The sequence below is a fragment of the Flammeovirga sp. SJP92 genome, from assembly GCF_001583495.1.
Taxonomy (GTDB): domain Bacteria; phylum Bacteroidota; class Bacteroidia; order Cytophagales; family Flammeovirgaceae; genus Flammeovirga.
This window is the reverse complement of record NZ_LQAQ01000061.1, coordinates 641,827-657,812: the sequence shown is the minus strand read 5'-3', so window position 1 is coordinate 657,812 and position 15,986 is coordinate 641,827. Positions and strand designations below refer to the sequence as shown.

At 35.2% G+C, this 15,986-nt stretch carries 18 protein-coding genes; 10 read left to right on the top strand and 8 right to left on the bottom strand.

The features are described 5' to 3' along the window. Positions 1-26: 26 nt before the first annotated feature. On the top strand, positions 27-1,208 hold the full coding sequence (locus AVL50_RS15425) for an MFS transporter (RefSeq protein ID WP_062617375.1): 1,182 nt from the start codon (positions 27-29) through the stop codon (positions 1,206-1,208). Further along, complete coding sequence (locus AVL50_RS15420; RefSeq protein ID WP_062617374.1) at positions 1,208-1,888, top strand: HAD family phosphatase; 681 nt, start codon at positions 1,208-1,210, stop codon at positions 1,886-1,888. The genes AVL50_RS15425 and AVL50_RS15420 overlap by 1 nt, the downstream gene beginning before the upstream one ends. Before the next feature lie 3 nt (positions 1,889-1,891). Here AVL50_RS15420 and AVL50_RS15415 read toward each other — a convergent pair whose 3' ends face one another. Then, positions 1,892-2,533 (bottom strand): histidine phosphatase family protein, encoded by a 642-nt coding sequence (locus tag AVL50_RS15415; protein ID WP_062617373.1) that lies wholly within the window; start codon positions 2,531-2,533, stop codon positions 1,892-1,894. 148 nt (positions 2,534-2,681) lie between these two features. Between AVL50_RS15415 and AVL50_RS15410 the strand changes: the two genes are divergently transcribed. The 5 genes from AVL50_RS15410 (at position 2,682) to AVL50_RS15390 (ending at position 6,770) form a co-directional block, all read left to right on the top strand. Then, positions 2,682-3,110 carry a hotdog fold thioesterase gene (locus AVL50_RS15410; protein ID WP_062617372.1) on the top strand — a complete coding sequence of 143 codons (429 nt, stop codon included), beginning with the start codon at positions 2,682-2,684 and terminating at the stop codon, positions 3,108-3,110. A gap of 129 nt (positions 3,111-3,239) precedes the next feature. Then, the gene (locus AVL50_RS15405; protein ID WP_062617371.1) at positions 3,240-3,752 is read left to right on the top strand and encodes a hypothetical protein; all 513 of its coding nucleotides are present in this window, start codon (positions 3,240-3,242) and stop codon (positions 3,750-3,752) included. A gap of 23 nt (positions 3,753-3,775) precedes the next feature. Further along, the gene (locus tag AVL50_RS15400; RefSeq protein WP_062617370.1) at positions 3,776-4,966 is read left to right on the top strand and encodes a PAS domain-containing sensor histidine kinase; all 1,191 of its coding nucleotides are present in this window, start codon (positions 3,776-3,778) and stop codon (positions 4,964-4,966) included. A 392-nt stretch (positions 4,967-5,358) separates the two neighbouring features. Next, on the top strand, positions 5,359-6,216 hold the full coding sequence (gene nadC, locus AVL50_RS15395) for a carboxylating nicotinate-nucleotide diphosphorylase (RefSeq protein WP_062617369.1): 858 nt from the start codon (positions 5,359-5,361) through the stop codon (positions 6,214-6,216). Positions 6,217-6,224: 8 nt separating this feature from the next. Continuing rightward, on the top strand, positions 6,225-6,770 hold the full coding sequence (locus tag AVL50_RS15390; RefSeq protein WP_063850717.1) for a hypothetical protein: 546 nt from the start codon (positions 6,225-6,227) through the stop codon (positions 6,768-6,770). A gap of 35 nt (positions 6,771-6,805) precedes the next feature. Here the strand turns inward: AVL50_RS15390 and AVL50_RS15385 are convergent, their stop codons facing one another. Then, the gene (locus tag AVL50_RS15385) at positions 6,806-7,609 is read right to left on the bottom strand and encodes an alpha/beta fold hydrolase (RefSeq protein ID WP_062617367.1); all 804 of its coding nucleotides are present in this window, start codon (positions 7,607-7,609) and stop codon (positions 6,806-6,808) included. A 52-nt stretch (positions 7,610-7,661) separates the two neighbouring features. Here AVL50_RS15385 and AVL50_RS15380 point away from each other — a divergent pair, with 52 nt between their 5' ends. Then, positions 7,662-8,576 (top strand): MerR family transcriptional regulator, encoded by a 915-nt coding sequence (locus AVL50_RS15380; RefSeq protein ID WP_062617366.1) that lies wholly within the window; start codon positions 7,662-7,664, stop codon positions 8,574-8,576. Here AVL50_RS15380 and folB read toward each other — a convergent pair. From folB to AVL50_RS15355, 5 genes are read right to left on the bottom strand one after another with little or no spacing between them, the layout of a single operon-like run. After that, entirely contained in the window at positions 8,553-8,909 is a 357-nt protein-coding gene (gene folB / locus AVL50_RS15375) for a dihydroneopterin aldolase (RefSeq protein ID WP_062617365.1), read from the bottom strand. The two genes, AVL50_RS15380 and folB, sit on opposite strands and share 24 nt — an antisense overlap. Before the next feature lie 6 nt (positions 8,910-8,915). Beyond that, positions 8,916-9,560 carry a DivIVA domain-containing protein gene (locus AVL50_RS15370; protein ID WP_062617364.1) on the bottom strand — a complete coding sequence of 215 codons (645 nt, stop codon included), beginning with the start codon at positions 9,558-9,560 and terminating at the stop codon, positions 8,916-8,918. Between the two features lie 45 nt (positions 9,561-9,605). Beyond that, entirely contained in the window at positions 9,606-9,827 is a 222-nt protein-coding gene (locus tag AVL50_RS15365) for a hypothetical protein (RefSeq protein WP_062617363.1), read from the bottom strand. Positions 9,828-9,830: 3 nt separating this feature from the next. Then, entirely contained in the window at positions 9,831-10,331 is a 501-nt protein-coding gene (locus AVL50_RS15360) for a hypothetical protein (protein WP_062617362.1), read from the bottom strand. Then, positions 10,328-11,773 carry a hypothetical protein gene (locus tag AVL50_RS15355; RefSeq protein WP_157491349.1) on the bottom strand — a complete coding sequence of 482 codons (1,446 nt, stop codon included), beginning with the start codon at positions 11,771-11,773 and terminating at the stop codon, positions 10,328-10,330. Before AVL50_RS15355 ends, AVL50_RS15360 begins: the two co-directional genes overlap by 4 nt. A gap of 263 nt (positions 11,774-12,036) precedes the next feature. Between AVL50_RS15355 and AVL50_RS15350 the strand changes: the two genes are divergently transcribed. Together AVL50_RS15350 and AVL50_RS15345 are read left to right on the top strand one after the other, a co-directional pair. Next, complete coding sequence (locus AVL50_RS15350; protein WP_157491348.1) at positions 12,037-12,882, top strand: hypothetical protein; 846 nt, start codon at positions 12,037-12,039, stop codon at positions 12,880-12,882. Between the two features lie 3 nt (positions 12,883-12,885). Further along, positions 12,886-13,998: a S41 family peptidase gene (locus tag AVL50_RS15345; RefSeq protein ID WP_062617359.1), complete on the top strand. Its 1,113-nt coding sequence runs from the start codon at positions 12,886-12,888 to the stop codon at positions 13,996-13,998. A gap of 315 nt (positions 13,999-14,313) precedes the next feature. On the opposite strand, the gene AVL50_RS15340 is transcribed toward AVL50_RS15345, so the two are convergent. Beyond that, a complete protein-coding gene (locus tag AVL50_RS15340) occupies positions 14,314-15,978 on the bottom strand; it encodes a 2-oxo acid dehydrogenase subunit E2 (RefSeq protein WP_062617358.1) in 1,665 nt (554 codons plus the stop codon). Positions 15,979-15,986: the final 8 nt, after the last annotated feature.

The following is a 15,986-nucleotide window of genomic DNA, read 5'->3' as shown; positions in this document are numbered from 1 at the left end:
GTACCCTTTTTTAATGACAAACTTTTATGGAACAAAATACTCAAAACCCTAAAATATATACTCTTAATTTCTGGTTGCTTTGTAGTAGTTCTCTACTCTTTTTTACCAGTTTCAATATGATTATTCCTGAGCTTCCTGATTATTTGACATCATTGGGAGGGGAGGAATATAAAGGTTATATCATTTCAATTTTTACATTATCAGCGGGATTATCTCGTCCGTTCAGTGGAAAGTTAACAGACCGTGTGGGACGAGTACCTGTGATGGTAGTGGGTGTTGTAGTGAGCTGTGTCTGTACTTTATTTTATCCGCTCATTGGTAGTGTAGCAGCATTTCTTTTGATTCGTTTTTTTCATGGCTTCAGTACAGGGTTTAAGCCAACAGGTACTTCTGCTTATTTAGCAGATATTGTTCCTTTTGAAAGAAGAGGAGAGGCATTAGGCATATTAGGGTTTTGTTCAAGTACCGGTATAGGCTTGGGGCCTATTGTAGGGAGCTGGCTGGCATTAGAAACAGACCTTAATACCATGTTCTATTGTGCCTCAGGTATTTCTTTATTATCTATTTTGATTCTTTCAGGGTTGAAAGAAACACTTGAGAATCCAGAGAAATTAAGGTTAGAGCATTTTAATATTAAGAGGAATGAGATTTTAGATAAAAATGCATTATCCCCATCTATTGTAATGCTTTTATGTACAACTTCTTATGGAGTCATTTTAACACTGATTCCTGATTACAGCAAATCATTAGGAATAGAAAATAAAGGAATGTTCTTTATGTTTTTTACGGGAGCATCCATGTTAGTGAGGGTTTTCGCAGGAAGGCTTTCAGATCGTTATGGCCGATTGCCTGTATTGAAGTTCTCTACATTGATGCTTATGATTTCATTACTATGGATTGGTTTTGTGTCTTCTGAGTTGGAATTGTATTTAGGAGCTATTGTACTTGGATTAGGAATTGGAACAAATTCACCAACATTATATGCTTGGACTATTGATAGAAGTAACCCGATGCATAGAGGAAGAGCAATTGCAACAATGTACATTGCCTTAGAAATAGGAATAGGGTTAGGAGCATTAGGTTCGGGATATATTTACGCAAATGAAATTTCACAAATAGGATGGTCGTTTATCTTGTCTGGAATCTTTTGTCTATTGGCCTTTTTATATGTTACATTTGCACCTTTAAGAGAAAAAAGATTAAACTAATGAGATTTGAATATTTATTTTCTGATTGTGATGGCGTAATCATAGATAGTGAGATTGTAGCCGCAAGAGTAATGGTAAAATATATTAATTCATTTGGAGTTCCGATAACTGTAGAAGAATATCTAAACAGTTTTGCAGGGCAAACGTTCAGCGGAATTATGACTAAACTTTCGAAAGAGCATGGTTTTAGTCTCCCAAATGATTTTATTACTCAAATAACAGATCAATATAAAGAAGCGGCTAAAACAGAAGATAAGCCAATACATGGAACAAAGGACGCCTATGAGGCTATCGACCTGCCTAAAGCAATTATTTCCAATAGCTATAAAGAACAGATTAACCATGCTGTAGATTTTACAGGATTGAGAGAGCAATTTGAGGATAGAGTTTATTCAGGGGTAGAAAGTGTCGTTAATCCTAAGCCAGCTCCTGATGTGTATTTACATGCGGCAAAAGATTTGGGTGTAGATCCAAGTAAAGTGGTTGTGATTGAAGACAGTGTGAGTGGAGTGAAGTCAGGGTTAGCAGCAGGTATGTATGTTATTGGTTTTATTGGGGCATCTCATTTGAAAAGTGATCATGAGCATACCCTGAAAACATTAGGTGTTGAAAATGTTATTCAGGATATGTCTGATTTGCCTGCATTAATAGAAAGGTTAAATGCAGAAGTAGAGAAATAAGAATTAGCTAACATGAATTTTTGTTTGGATTTTTTCTAAATGTCTGATGTCATTGGCCTGAACTATTCTAAAAAGGCCATTTTTATAAACTAAATGATACAACGCAAGATTTGAATGTTCGTATTGATCCATTTTACTTAAAGGCTCGTCCATTAAGTGAGAAACCAATATTTTCATTGCACGTCCATGCGTACAGATAAGAACATTTTTTTCATCCGTTTTTGATAAAATTTGCTCCATTACTTCCTTTTGACGTTTCACAACATCATTAGGTGATTCAGCATCTTCTAGTTTGTAATCATAATTGCCACTTTGCCATTCATATAATAGCTTCATGTGGTTCTTATCATCTTGTTCTGTCAGTTTACGGCCTTCTTTTTCTCCCCAGCTGATTTCATTCAGACCTTGGTGAGATTCTACCGGAATTCCAGTAGTACTAAAAGGTAAAACTGTTTGATGCGTTCTTTTTAAATTAGAAGTATAAATCTTATCAAAGGCAACGTGGTTGTATTTCTTAAAAAAAGCTTCTGATTGAAGCGTTCCTAATTCATTTAGATTGGAATCTATACTACTTCCTTGTACATATCCCTTTTTGTTAAAATCAGTCTCGCCATGCCTGATAATATAGATGTGTTTTGCATTCATAACTTAATTTAGATTTTTCTAATAAAATCATCTGATTAATGATTTAATGGTAAAACATATTTTTAAATTGTCCCTTCAAAGAAAGGACCTCTTTCTTATTTTACGTAAAAAATGTTAGTTAAGTATAAAAAAAAATTAACCTTCATGTATGTTTAACAGTAAATTTACAATAAAAAATCTTAATAACTTGAGAGACAACATGCTTGGTCACCTTGATATTGAATTTATTCAAGTAGAAAATGGATTAATCAGTGCTAAAATGCCTGTTGACCAAAGAACCAAGCAGCCAATGGGATTATTACATGGAGGTGCGTCTTTAGTGTTAGCAGAAACACTTGGTAGTGTTGGAGCTCTAACTCATATAGATGATACCGAATTTGTACCTGTTGGTCAAGAAATCAATGCCAATCATATAAAAAGTACAAGAAGTGGTCATGTTGTAGGAACGGCAAAACCATTGCACCTTGGAAAGAATTCTCACGTCTGGGAAATCGATATAAAAGATGAAGAAGGCGATTTGGTTTGTATTTCAAGAATGACCGTGGCCATATTGAGAAAAAAGAAAAAAAAGGTTTAGCTTGATTAGTGAAATCAATGTAATATTTAAACCAAAAAAAAGTGCAAATTTTGAACTATAATAACACTTTTAGAGTTCTTCTTTGTTTTACGAAATTTGTTTTTTATCACTTATTGAAGATTTAGTTTTATGGGAAATACCAAGATATGGATTGTAATACTTTTTATATTTATCTCTTTGGGGATAGTCGGAATACAATCAGGTTGGTTTGTAGATATTAAAGTACAGGAAAAGAAGAATGAAGGATGGGTTTTGTCGGGTTTGGAATATAATGGTAAACTGGATAGTAAATCTTTTACTCAACTTTATGATTCAATTTCAAATGACGTGAAAGCAGGAAAACTGAAGGGAGAGTTGGCAGCCTTATTTTTTGACAATCCTAATACTGATAAAAAAGTAAAAGTAATTGTAGGTGTGATTGGGAAATCGAGACAATCTGATGGTTATACTTATTTTGATCAAAAACCTTACAAGGAAATATATTCTGAAATTGCATTAGGAGAGCTTTTAACACCTAATCCTCAAAATGTAATTGAAGTACTTTCAGAAAAAGCAACAACAGATTATCCCTCCTCTCAACGATTGTATTTAGAATATTATCCTAGTCAAACAAGCGTCGTTCAATCTATTATTTTACAATAGTTTAAACCTAATTCAACCAAAGAGTGAAAGCACAGATTTATTCAAATAGAGTAACATTAAAAGTATTAGTCATTTCCATTGGTCTGATTATAGGGCTGACCTCTTTGGTGTATACGGAGCTGTTAGTAGATGAATTAAGATTGAGAGAATATGATCAAATAGATTTTTTTGCTAAGGTTCAGGCAAAGTTAGCTTCAATGGGGGCAGAAGATAATGCTGATGTGACCTTTTTATTAATGGAAGTGATCAAAGGAAACGATCTGATTCCTGTTATACTTGCAGATGAGAATGGTATACCAATTTCTTCAAAAAACATTACTATTCCTAAAGGTATTAATGTTGCAGAACAACAAGATTTTCTAATGCAGAAAATCGAGGATATGAAGCAAGATTATGAGCCGATTCGAATCGATTTTTCTAATGGGGAGATCCAATATATCTTTTATGCAGATTCAAACTTGGTCAGTAATTTACGATTTGCTCCTATTATTCAGCTTTCAGTTTTAGGTATTCTTGCTTTAACAGCTTATTTGGTATTCTCTACTTCAAGAAGAGCAGAACAAAACCAAGTTTGGGCAGGGTTGGCTAAAGAAACGGCGCATCAGTTGGGGACACCTATTTCATCTTTGGTTGCATGGATAGAGTATTTCAAGACCGATGAGGATTTTGATCAGTCTATCATTGAAGAGTTACAGAAAGATGTAACTCGCTTGGAAATGATTACACAGCGTTTTTCTAATATTGGCTCTGAACCTGTATTGAAACCTGTCAATTTAGAACCCTCTGTGAGAGGTGCTTTGGAATATATGTCCAAAAGAATCTCCAGCAAGGTGAAGCTAGATGTGCATTATGAGATTGACAGTCCTGTAGAGATCAATGTCAGTCTCCCATTATTTGAATGGGTGATTGAGAACCTTTGCAGAAATGCTGTAGATGCTATGAATGGTGTAGGTGAACTGAATGTTATTATTCGACTTACTCAGCATAAAACAGCTGTAGAGATTGATGTGAAAGATACAGGGAAAGGAATACCGAAAAATAAAATAAGTAAAGTGTTCAATCCTGGTTATACTACCAAGAAGAGAGGGTGGGGATTAGGTCTGACGCTCGTGAAGAGAATCATAGAAGAGTATCATGGAGGTAGAATCTATATTTTAGAATCAGTTCCAGGTGTAGGTACAACATTTAGAATAGTAATGCCAATTGTTGTCTGATATCTCTTTATTATGACTGTTAATAATAGAATTTATGTTGTGAATTATCCTATAATTTATGACATTTGTATCGGGTCGGTCACATATTGGATTTTTCAACGTGAACTCATATAAGGTGTACTGATTTTTGAAGAGCAGGCCTCAACTTTACTTCGGTAAAGTCATTCTTAGAATGTTAACAGTGGAAGGTCGACATAGTTCAGGAAGCCTAATCTTGTTATAAAAGGAAGAATTCCAACCGGCCCTTTTTTAATTACGAAGCGATGCAATGCATGGCTTTTTTTATTGTTCTAAACTAATAAACGATCAAGTGCTTCAAAGAAATCCTATTTTTCTTTTGTAAGGTGAATTATATCGTTGAACAATAAATTCAATTGATTACTTTTGTGTCCGTGAAACCGAAATATTTAACAGAAGAAGCCATTAATGCCTTTATAACAGCGGCATTAAATGAGGATATAGGAGACGGAGATCACTCCACGCTTTCAGCAGTGCCGGCAGATGCCGTAGAGTCTGCGCAAATGATCTTTAAGGACAACGGCGTAATTGCGGGAATAGAAATTTCTAAGCGAATTTTTCTTCATTTAGATCCCACAATGGAAATTGAAACTTTTGTTGAGGAGGGAGACCTACTGAGCAAAGGTGATATTGTAATGAAAATAAAAGGTAATGCTCGTGCCATCTTAATGGGTGAGCGTTTAGCCTTAAACTGTGCACAACGCATGAGTGGTATCGCTACACATGCTCAGAGAGTTGTGAACTTAATAAAGGACTCTTCCACTAAAATTCTTGATACAAGAAAGACTACTCCAAATTTCAGATTAATGGAAAAGTGGGCAGTGTTTATTGGCGGAGGACAAAATCATAGATTTGGTTTGTATGACATGGTAATGCTGAAAGACAATCATATTGATTATGCAGGAAGCATTGCCAAAGCAGTAAGTGAAACAAAAGCATACTTAAAGGCGAATAACAAAGATTTAAGAATAGAGGTTGAAACTCGTAATCTTGATGAAGTACGCCAAGCTGTAGAAGCGGATGTGGATGTGATTATGCTGGATAATATGGATATTCCAACAATGAAGGAAGCCGTGGGTATTATCAATGGAAAATCAGATACTGAAGCATCAGGAGGTGTTACTGAAGAAAAAGTAGCTGAAATTGCAGCTACAGGTGTTGACTTTATATCGTTAGGAGCGTTGACACACTCAAGTTTAAGTAAAGATATCAGCCTTAAAGCTGTAAAATAAAGCATATTATGACAATTAAGACAAAAAAATACCAACTAGAATCGAGTACTTATGTTAAGTTGGGCCTAATGGGAGTGATGAAAGAATTATGGTGGTTTTGGATCATCCCAGTGGCTATCATCGTTATTCCATCATTGATCTGGCCATCATCTGTTTGGTGGATGGTAGGCTTATCTGTATTCATCTCTGTTTTATATATCTTATTCTGGTGGGCTCAGTTTATGGGAGCTACTCAGATGGAGCAAAGTAAAATGTTCTTTGAGAAGTTATCTTATGAAATTGACAGCCGTTTCATTATGATGAAGCGTAATGCTAAAGAAGGTATGCCAGTAAAATGGGAAATGGTGAAGAGTGTGAAAGTGACTGATGAAGCTTTTGTTTTGATGTTGGGTAATGATAATATTGAGGCAAACAAAGTACAACGTTTCTTTGCAAAACGTTTGGGTATGCCTTTATACTTACCTTTCTCAATCTTCCCAACTGAGGTTGCCAAAGGATTTATGTTTAAATTATTAGAACGTAAAGGATTAATTGAAGCTCCTTCAGCGGAATAATTATTCTTTATCAATTGAAAAGACCTCATAGAGTATTAATTCTGTGAGGTCTTTTTGTCTGAAATCCATTGAATACTTTCAATAAGTACTTGGTAATGATTGGCATCAAAATATATGGTTTGATGCGGTGGAAGTTCTCTTGCTACTTTGTTGACTTTTCTTACAGTAATGATTTTATCATGATTACCGGCTAACAAAAACAGTTTCGTATTGTTGGAAGATACAATTGTGAGCAACTTTTTGTTTTTCAATTGAGTGTCTCTTAATGAAATCCAAGTGTTGGCAACTTTTCGGCTCTCTTGTGGAGAACTTAAGCTTTTTGAGGCAAAATGGAATTGATTCTTTGTGATGAGGTTTAAATTTCTTAAATAGGATAATGCTTTGTGAATAACTTTTTGATTTTCCATTACAAACTTAAATATTGGAGCAACAAAAGTGTGAGTAACTACTGGAAATAATAGATTTTTAGCAATTCCATCAGGGGCTATTAAGTAAACTTCTTGAAATAAATGCGGGGCTTTCTGGTAGAAATAAACAGCCAGTCTGGAACCAATTGAGTATCCAATGAGGTTTATTTCTTGAAATACTTTCTTTTCTAAGTAAGTCTTGAGATCCTCCCAAAGGTGGTTTATATCTTTGTTGGAATTGTCACTTCCATGATAGGGTAAATCAATACTCAAAACGGCATATTGTGGCAGTTTGTTGGCTAGAATTTTGAATATTTCTGCACGCTGACCAAATCCGTGGAGGCAGACAAGTAACTTTCCTTCATGCTTATCAATATTATAATAGTGAAAAGCAGCTTTTTCACTGAAATGATCTTCCAAAAGTTGAAACAATTTTAATGACAAAATGTTATTGGAGTACTAATTTAGAATTTGTAGAGTAATTATGAGTACTTATACGATAAAAGATTTAGAACACCTTACTGGAATAAAGGCACACACTTTAAGAATTTGGGAACAACGCTATAAAATTATAATTCCAAAAAGATCGGATACCAACATTCGTTACTACAATGATGATGACCTGAAATTGATGCTGAATGTATCACTGCTGAATTCACATGGTATTAAGATTTCTAAAATTGCGAAATTGACACAGGAGCAAATACGCGAAGAAGTTTTTAATGTGTTGAATACGAGTGATAATTATTCAGATCAAATCACACAGCTGACAACTTCAATGCTTAATTTCGATGAATTTCAATTTGAGAAAATCATCTCTTCATCCATATTGAAATATAGTTTTGAGGAAAGTATGATCAACATCATTCTTCCATTTTTGACAAGGATTGGTTTTTTATGGCAGATTGGTGCAATTTCACCAGCACAAGAACATTTTATCTCTCATTTGGTTCGCCAAAAAATTATTGTGGCCTTGGATGCAATTGTGTTGAGGGATGATAAAGATAAGCCTAGATTCACACTCTTTTTACCTGAAGGTGAGTTGCATGAAATTACATTACTTTTTGCTTCTTATATTATTAAATCAAGAGGTTTTAAAGTAACCTATCTAGGGCAGTCACTACCTATGCAGGAATTGAAAGAAGTTTACAAAACGACTCCTAGCGAATACATGTTGACGGTTTCTACTTCACTTTTGAAAATTGGAAATCTTCAGGATTATATTTTACAATTAGGTAAAGAGTTTCCTGATACTAAAATTCTTCTAACAGGTAGACAGGTGATCGGGATGGATTATGAACTGACAGAAAATGCAGAACTTCTTCCAAGCTTGCCAGGTTTTATTCAAATGATAGAAGGGTTGGCACAAAAGTATCTATTGAGTGATACTAATGCTTGATGCATAGCAAATTCCCCCAATCGGTGGATTATACTTTTTGATTTTAATGGTTACTTGAAAAGCTGTTTTAGGCCATTTTTGATAGATTTTGTCTACAATTTTTTGCCCCAAATGCTCCAAAAGCTTGCTTGAAACACTCATTTCTTCTTTCACAATCTCATAAAGATCCATGTAATTTATTGTACCTTCAAGATTATCTGTTTGTGCTGCATCATCAAAATTTGTATCCACAAACAGATCTACACCATATTTATTGCCAATTTTTTGCTCTTCTTCAAAAAAGCCATGATAAGCAAAGAATTCAAGGCCTTCAAGTGCGATAGTATGTTTCATTATGGATTAATCGAGATTTAGATCTTCAAAAAAGTTAGTATCTAAAGAATTGTCTACAGCAACATTATTCTGCATTTTTTTAGAATGCTCTTTTTGCACTTTAATGGCTTCTTGATCACTGTACGCTAATTTCTTGATAGCTTTTAATCTTCTTGCTTCACCAAGCGTTTTTTCAGCCATTTCACTCAATGCCTCTAAAAGTTTATCAGAATAGTTGTCTATTGCCTGATAATCTCTCTTAATCATTTTCGTGTTCTTACGAAGGGTATCCATTTCATGCTGATACCTTTTTTGCACTTCCTCCATGGCTTTTTGTGCTCTATCTTCCGCTTCTTGGATAATAAGCTGTGCACGTTGCTGAGCAGTAGCAAGCATAGCATTTGTTTGAGATTTCGTATCATCAATTGCTTTCTTACGCGCATTCTCAGCATTATTAATGCTATCGATCATTTTGTTTTCCAGCTCTTCAAATTTTCGAAGTCTCTTTTTATTTTCTTCCAGTTGTTGAAGCATTACATCATTCTGAGATTTCAGATCCTCTACTTCCTTGGCCACTTTATGTAAAATTCGACTTACATCTTTAGTGTCATATCCTCCAAAAATCTTTTTCTTGATATTGCTATTGATGATGTCGTTTGGTTCAATACTCATAATGATAGAACAATTCCGTGCACTTTTTTATTTGTTTCCCTTAAATTAGTCTTCATCGAGACATTTTTCCAAATTTTTCTCAATATCTTCCCAATAAGAAGTATTAGTTTCTGGAACAGGAATAGGCTCTTCACCTGTTTGTACTCTCCAGTAATTGGAATTATAAAGGCACTTTTTCTGATATTCAGATAATTGGTTGAATTTGGCGTAATTTGTACTCCTTCCTTTTTGAGCTAATAACTTTTGATATATTTCTTTACTTTTCATTTTCTAAAAACCTTTATTTTTCAATTGTAACGCTTCATAACCTACTTCAAATATACCCTCTTCTATCCAAAAGCCAATAGCAGTACTTTCATCCACAAAACAGTAAATAACTTCTCCGCTATATTGATTGTCTTGATCTTTATAGCTGAAATGAATGTTGAGGAAATTGTGATGTAAAAAACCATTGCCTGATTGTATCTGACTACTTATACCAAGGTCCCATTTTGAAAACCACTTACCGTCTTTGGTTGGTGATAAATTTAAATTTCCAGAATATATACTGTCTTTCGCCCAAGTATTATGACCATCCACAGCATAATTTCCTTCTATTGTTGTGATCTTCTGTTGTACTTTGGGTAAATCTATTGTACCGTGTAAAGAACAGTAAGCGTGATATAATTCATGAAAACGCTCTTCTATATTTTCTGTTGAAATTGGATTCTCCCAATAGTGTATAGATGTCTGAGGTCTAATGATATTTTTGATCCAACTTATAAGTTTCATTCTGAAGGCTGTCCAATGTTGTAGGTGAATCCAAGGAATAAGCTTAAGGTGTTTTGACGTATTCCCATGGAGTAATCTCTTTCTCCTTGCAAAACTAGGCGATCTTCAGAAGAAAATTCAACAGGATCAGAAAAATTAGCAACTTGTTTTAAATTATTACCTCTAGAAAAGGAATATTGTAAACCTGCGATAATGTCTGTTTTAAATATTTTAAACTGAGCACCACCCGTCACGTGGTATTGATCAAGAGAAAAAGTGGTGATTTCGGCTGGATATTTATTATCTCCACCTCCGGAATAAGGAGTATAAGTGAAATCTGTTCTGAAACCGCCAATTAATTCAATATTTTCATTGAGACTTCCTCTCATACCAATGGCCACATTGGTAACTCCTCTATGCTGTTCTTTATAATCCAGCCAATTTTCTGTTTTAAAACCAATGACATTATTAGTTACAAAAGCAGCGGGAAGCATATCGGTTATAAGGTTATACCTTTCTATCGGAGCAAAATATTCGGCCGTAAAATAGATTGAGTTTTTATTTCTGAAGTAAGTTGCACCAAAGGAAATACTGAGAGGTTCTTTGAACCGGGTAACTAATTCATCTTGCTGTTCTGTTGCTAACATATTTGGAAGAGGTTGTCCTTGTTCATTATTGATATTTTGAACACTCACTTCTCTGTATACTTTTGAAGTTCCGGCGTAGGCTAGGGTTGGAGTTGTGATATTGAGCCCCAGTTGAAGGTCATTGATAGTATATTTAAAACCTAGTTTAAATAGAAACCTTGATGTATACCCTTTTATGTTTTGGACATTTTTGAATCTAGCAATATAAAAATCCTCAGTCATTCCATTTCCAGGTTGCTCAATATTGTATGCTTTGGTTTCAATGTTATAGTCATAATTAATAACGGTGTATGAATGAAAAGCACTGATACCAAAACTGAATTTGTCAGAATATTTTTTTGCCAGACCTATACCAAGCCAATAATCTTCATATTCCATTCTATAATAAAAATCACCAATGTATTCTTCCATTCCAGGCAGTGACTTTATGATATCGATTTGCTGAGTAGCTCGATTTCTAATTTCAGAATATACATTATCTCTTGTAAAACTGGCCAATTCAATACTTGTATTCTCCCAGTTTTTAGGACGAAGTAAAAAGGCAACAAACCTTGGTTGTATTTTAAAATCCCAATCTGCATAATCCTGACCTCCACCAAGAGCATCATCATACCTATAAATATAGGTGCTGAAAATATTAGCTGAAATGGAAAATTTCTTGTAATCAATATCTGCAATTTGAGAGGGATTATAAAAAATAGCTGCAATTCCACTACCGCCACCAACTACAGCACCTGAAAGTAAACTCGCATCAGTATTGAAACTATTACTCCAGTACCTGCCAGTTTGACCAAAGAGAGCAGACGAAAAAAGCATAATAGTTAAGGTTGTCAGCAGCTTATAATATTTTATTGGCGTCATAAAAAATGAATGCTTTGAAATGTAGATTGTTCAAGGAGAAACTATATGTTTTACAAAATAAAATTAAGTATAAATGATGAATATTTTCCTTTTTAAATATGAAAAAGGTTCATTAACTTCATAAGCAATAAATCTTATCAGTAAGAGCTTTTTCTATATATTCATCTAAATCAATCAAAATGAGTACCACTTGGAGCTTACGAATACTCAGTATCTTTTTGCTCTCATATTTTACATTTTCAAATGCTTATGGTCAATCTGATACATTAAGTAATACTCAAAAATATAGAGAACAATTTATTTTCTTTGGCACTAATCTTAATGTCTCTTCAAAGTCCAGAGACGCCGCTTTTTCCCCTTTATTATTTGAAGGTCCTGGAATTGGAGGCGGTGGAGGTTTTGTCACCCGAAATGAGAAGTTTGAATTTCTTATCGATGGAAGTTTCACTTTAGGTTTGATGAGTACCAAACTAGCAGGAACAACAGATACAGGAGGCAATATTTTCTATACTGTTCCAGCTCATGCTCATGCTTTATGGACGATTAATCCTGTTTTTAAAAGTACCCCTAATGCCTTTTTAAGATTGGGTGGAGCATTTGATTTCAGTGGTAACTTCAGAGGGAATTTTTCTTATACCAATTCTGCTTTGAATTTTGATTACATATCTGGTATTGGTCCAGGTGCTCAAGTAGGTTGGGATGTTCATATAAACAAAACGGGAAAGTTTTTTAGAAAAAGGGATAGAGATTTGACTTTTCTGTGGACGGTTTCCATTCCAATAATGGGTACTTATATGAGACCGAGTTATAATACAATCAGCGATTTTACAACAGGAGCAAATTTTATTTCTGGAGGAGGAGAACAGCATTTTGCTTTAATAGGAAATCTAGTGCAACTGAATTCCAGATTGGATATGTATTACAGGTTGCATAATAAAAATGCTTTCAGGTTTTTCTATGAATGGAAATATTATGCGGTAAATGAAGGAAGTAGTGGAAACTCTCAGGGTGCTTATCATCAATTAGGGTTTGCCTTTATGTTTAATGTCACAGGAAAGAAATAGAAAATGAGAACAAATCAATTTAAAACAGCAGTCTTAAGTGTTTTTGTAGCCGTTTTTTTATTTGGCTGTGAAAACTTATTTATAGAAAAAGATCCAGGAAGTAACCATAGAGAATCATTTGAGTACCTGTGGAAAAAAGTAGATGAACAATATTCTTACTTTGAATTGAAAAAGATTAACTGGGATAGTGTATATCAAGAGTACAGCTTATTGGTGGAAGATGATATGCGACAAGAGGAGTTTTTTAGTTTAATGTTTGATATGCTGAAAATACTGGAAGATGGACATGTGAATTTATATTCCCCTTTTAGTGTTTCAAGGTATCCAGAACTAGCAGTTCCAGACTCAAATTATAGTACACGAATTGTAAGAAGTACTTATTTGAGTGAACAGTATTTAATCACTGGCCCTCTGCAGCATGATTTTATTCATAGAATTGATGATAATGGCCAAAAAGTAATTGATACTTTGCATGTGAATGGAAATCCAAATGACCCAAGGGGTATTGGATATGTAAGGTATAGCAGTTTTGTTTCATTGATCTCTAATTATGATATAGATTATGTTATATCAAGATATGGAGCCTCAACAGCAGGTTTAATTATTGATGTGAGAAGTAACGGAGGAGGTTCACCACTCAATATTTTCCAATTATGTGAACGTTTTATTCCTGCTGATGCTGGTGAAACAATACTTTATTACAGTAGAAATAAAGTAGGTCCAGGAAAAGATGACTTTGATGAGTGGATTCCTGCAAATATATCTCCTTCAGGGCTTTATTATCCTGGTAGGATCGTCATCTTGACCGATAGAAGTTGCTACAGTGCCACTTCTTACTTTGCAACAGCAATGAAAGCAGTACAGAAGTTGAGAGATGTAAAAATTATTGGTGTCCCAACAGGCGGAGGTCTTGGAGCTCCAAGAGGAGGGCAGTTGCCTAATGGGTGGTATTATAGAATGTCGGTCACACAAACAAGATCTGTTGATGGTGATTTGGATTTTGAATTAGGAGTGCCACCAGATATTTATGTGACTCAGAAACCATCTGATTATCAAAAGAATATCGATACGATTTTAGAGGTTGCAATTGATGAAATTAAGAATGGACAGTGGTGATTTTATTGCAATTTGTTATACAGAATTAATCTTTTTTGTAAAAAATAAAATAAATATCATTTTTTCTGTAACTTTTTTGTTCACATTCCGTTCATATAATTGCGAATAATACTAAAGATAAGCTGTCTAACGACAGAGGACGATTAATCCAATCACAAGAAAAGCACAACATGTTCCAGTATGTTGTGCTTTTTTGTATTTAAGTACTAAGACAAAATTAGTTATCAATTATTTTTTAGAGTTGTACTTGAAGCAATAAAAAAAAGCGACTCTACCGAAGTAAAGTCGCTTTTGAATTTATTTTTGAGATCTTAATTATACTAAGATTCTAACTGGATCTTCTAATAAACCTTTCAACGTATGTAAGAAGGCTGCACCAATAGCACCATCAACAGATCTGTGATCACAAGTAAGTGTAATTTTCATTACGTTACCTGGTACTACTTGTCCGTTTTTCACTACAGGAACTTGCTTAATACCACCTACTGCTAAGATACAAGAAGCAGGAGCATTGATGATTGAAGTGAACTGCTCAATACCAAACATACCTAAGTTTGAGATAGTGAACGTAGCACCAGACATTTCATCTAAAGAAAGTTTCTTGTCTTTTGCTTTACCTGCCATTTCTTTCACAGTGCTAGAAATCTGAGATAATGACATCAAGTCAGTATTTCTGATTACTGGAACTACTAAACCGTCAGGAATTGCAACTGCTACACCTACGTTTACGTGGCTAGCTACTTTGATTGAATCACCTTCAACTAAAGAGTTTACCATAGGGTGTTGCTTCAATGAAGCTGCAACAGCTTTCACTACGATATCGTTGAAAGATACTTTTACGTCAGGAAGCTCGTTCATAGACTTTCTAGCTTTCATAGCATTGTCCATGTCGATATCCATTGTCAAGTAGAAGTGAGGAGCACCAAATTGAGAAGCAGTAAGGTTTCTTGAGATAGCCTTACGCATGCTGTTCATTGGCTGATCATCAAAGCTTTCTACACCAACTGGCGCTGCTACTGCCGCAGGAGCTGCAGGTGCAGTTGTTGGAGCAGGAACGTAAGCTTCAACGTCTCTCTTAATTACTCTACCGTGCTCGCCAGAACCAGGAATCATAGCGATGTTGAAACCTTTGTCTTCTGCCATTTTCTTCGCTAATGGAGAAGCAAAAACTCTTTTGCCATCATGCTCAGGAGCTGGAGCTGCATCACGAGATTGAGGAGTTGTTGCTGCAGGAGCTGCTTTAGGAGCCGGAGCTGCCGCTTTAGGAGCAGGTGCCGCTGCAGGAGCCGGAGCTGCTGTTTCAGCCGCAGGAGCAGGTGCCGGAGCTGCCGAATTAGCTTCTTCAGCTTTCAATAAAGTTTCATAGTCAGCTCCTTCTTCACCGATGATAGCAATTACACCATCAACAGGAACAGAACCGCCGTCTTCAACAGCTACATATAATAACTTACCTTCATCGTAAGATTCTAATTCCATTGTAGCCTTGTCTGTTTGTACTTCAGCAAGGATATCGCCAGCTTCAACGTCGTCACCCACTTTCATTAACCATTGTGAAATGGTACCGTCAGTCATGGTATCAGACATTTTTGGCATTTTAACTACAACGGCATTAATACCTGAAGTATCAATTGCCTCTGCAGCAGGAGCAGGAGCTGCAGCTGGTGCTTCAGTAGGAGCTGGAGCTTCCGCAGCAGGTGCAGGAGCAGCATTGCCACCATCAAGAAGAGATTGGAAATCTTCTCCTTCTTCACCAACAATAGCAATAATTCCGTCTACAGGAACTGCTTCTTTTTCTTGAACTGCAATATAAAGTAGAGTACCATCTTCATAGTTTTCCAACTCCATAGTTGCTTTATCAGTTTCAACCTCTGCGATCACATCGCCTGAAGCGATTTCATCGCCTACTTTTACTAACCAAGATGCTATTACGCCTTCTGTCATCGTATCTGACATCTTAGGCATTCTGATTACTTCTGCCATAATCTAAT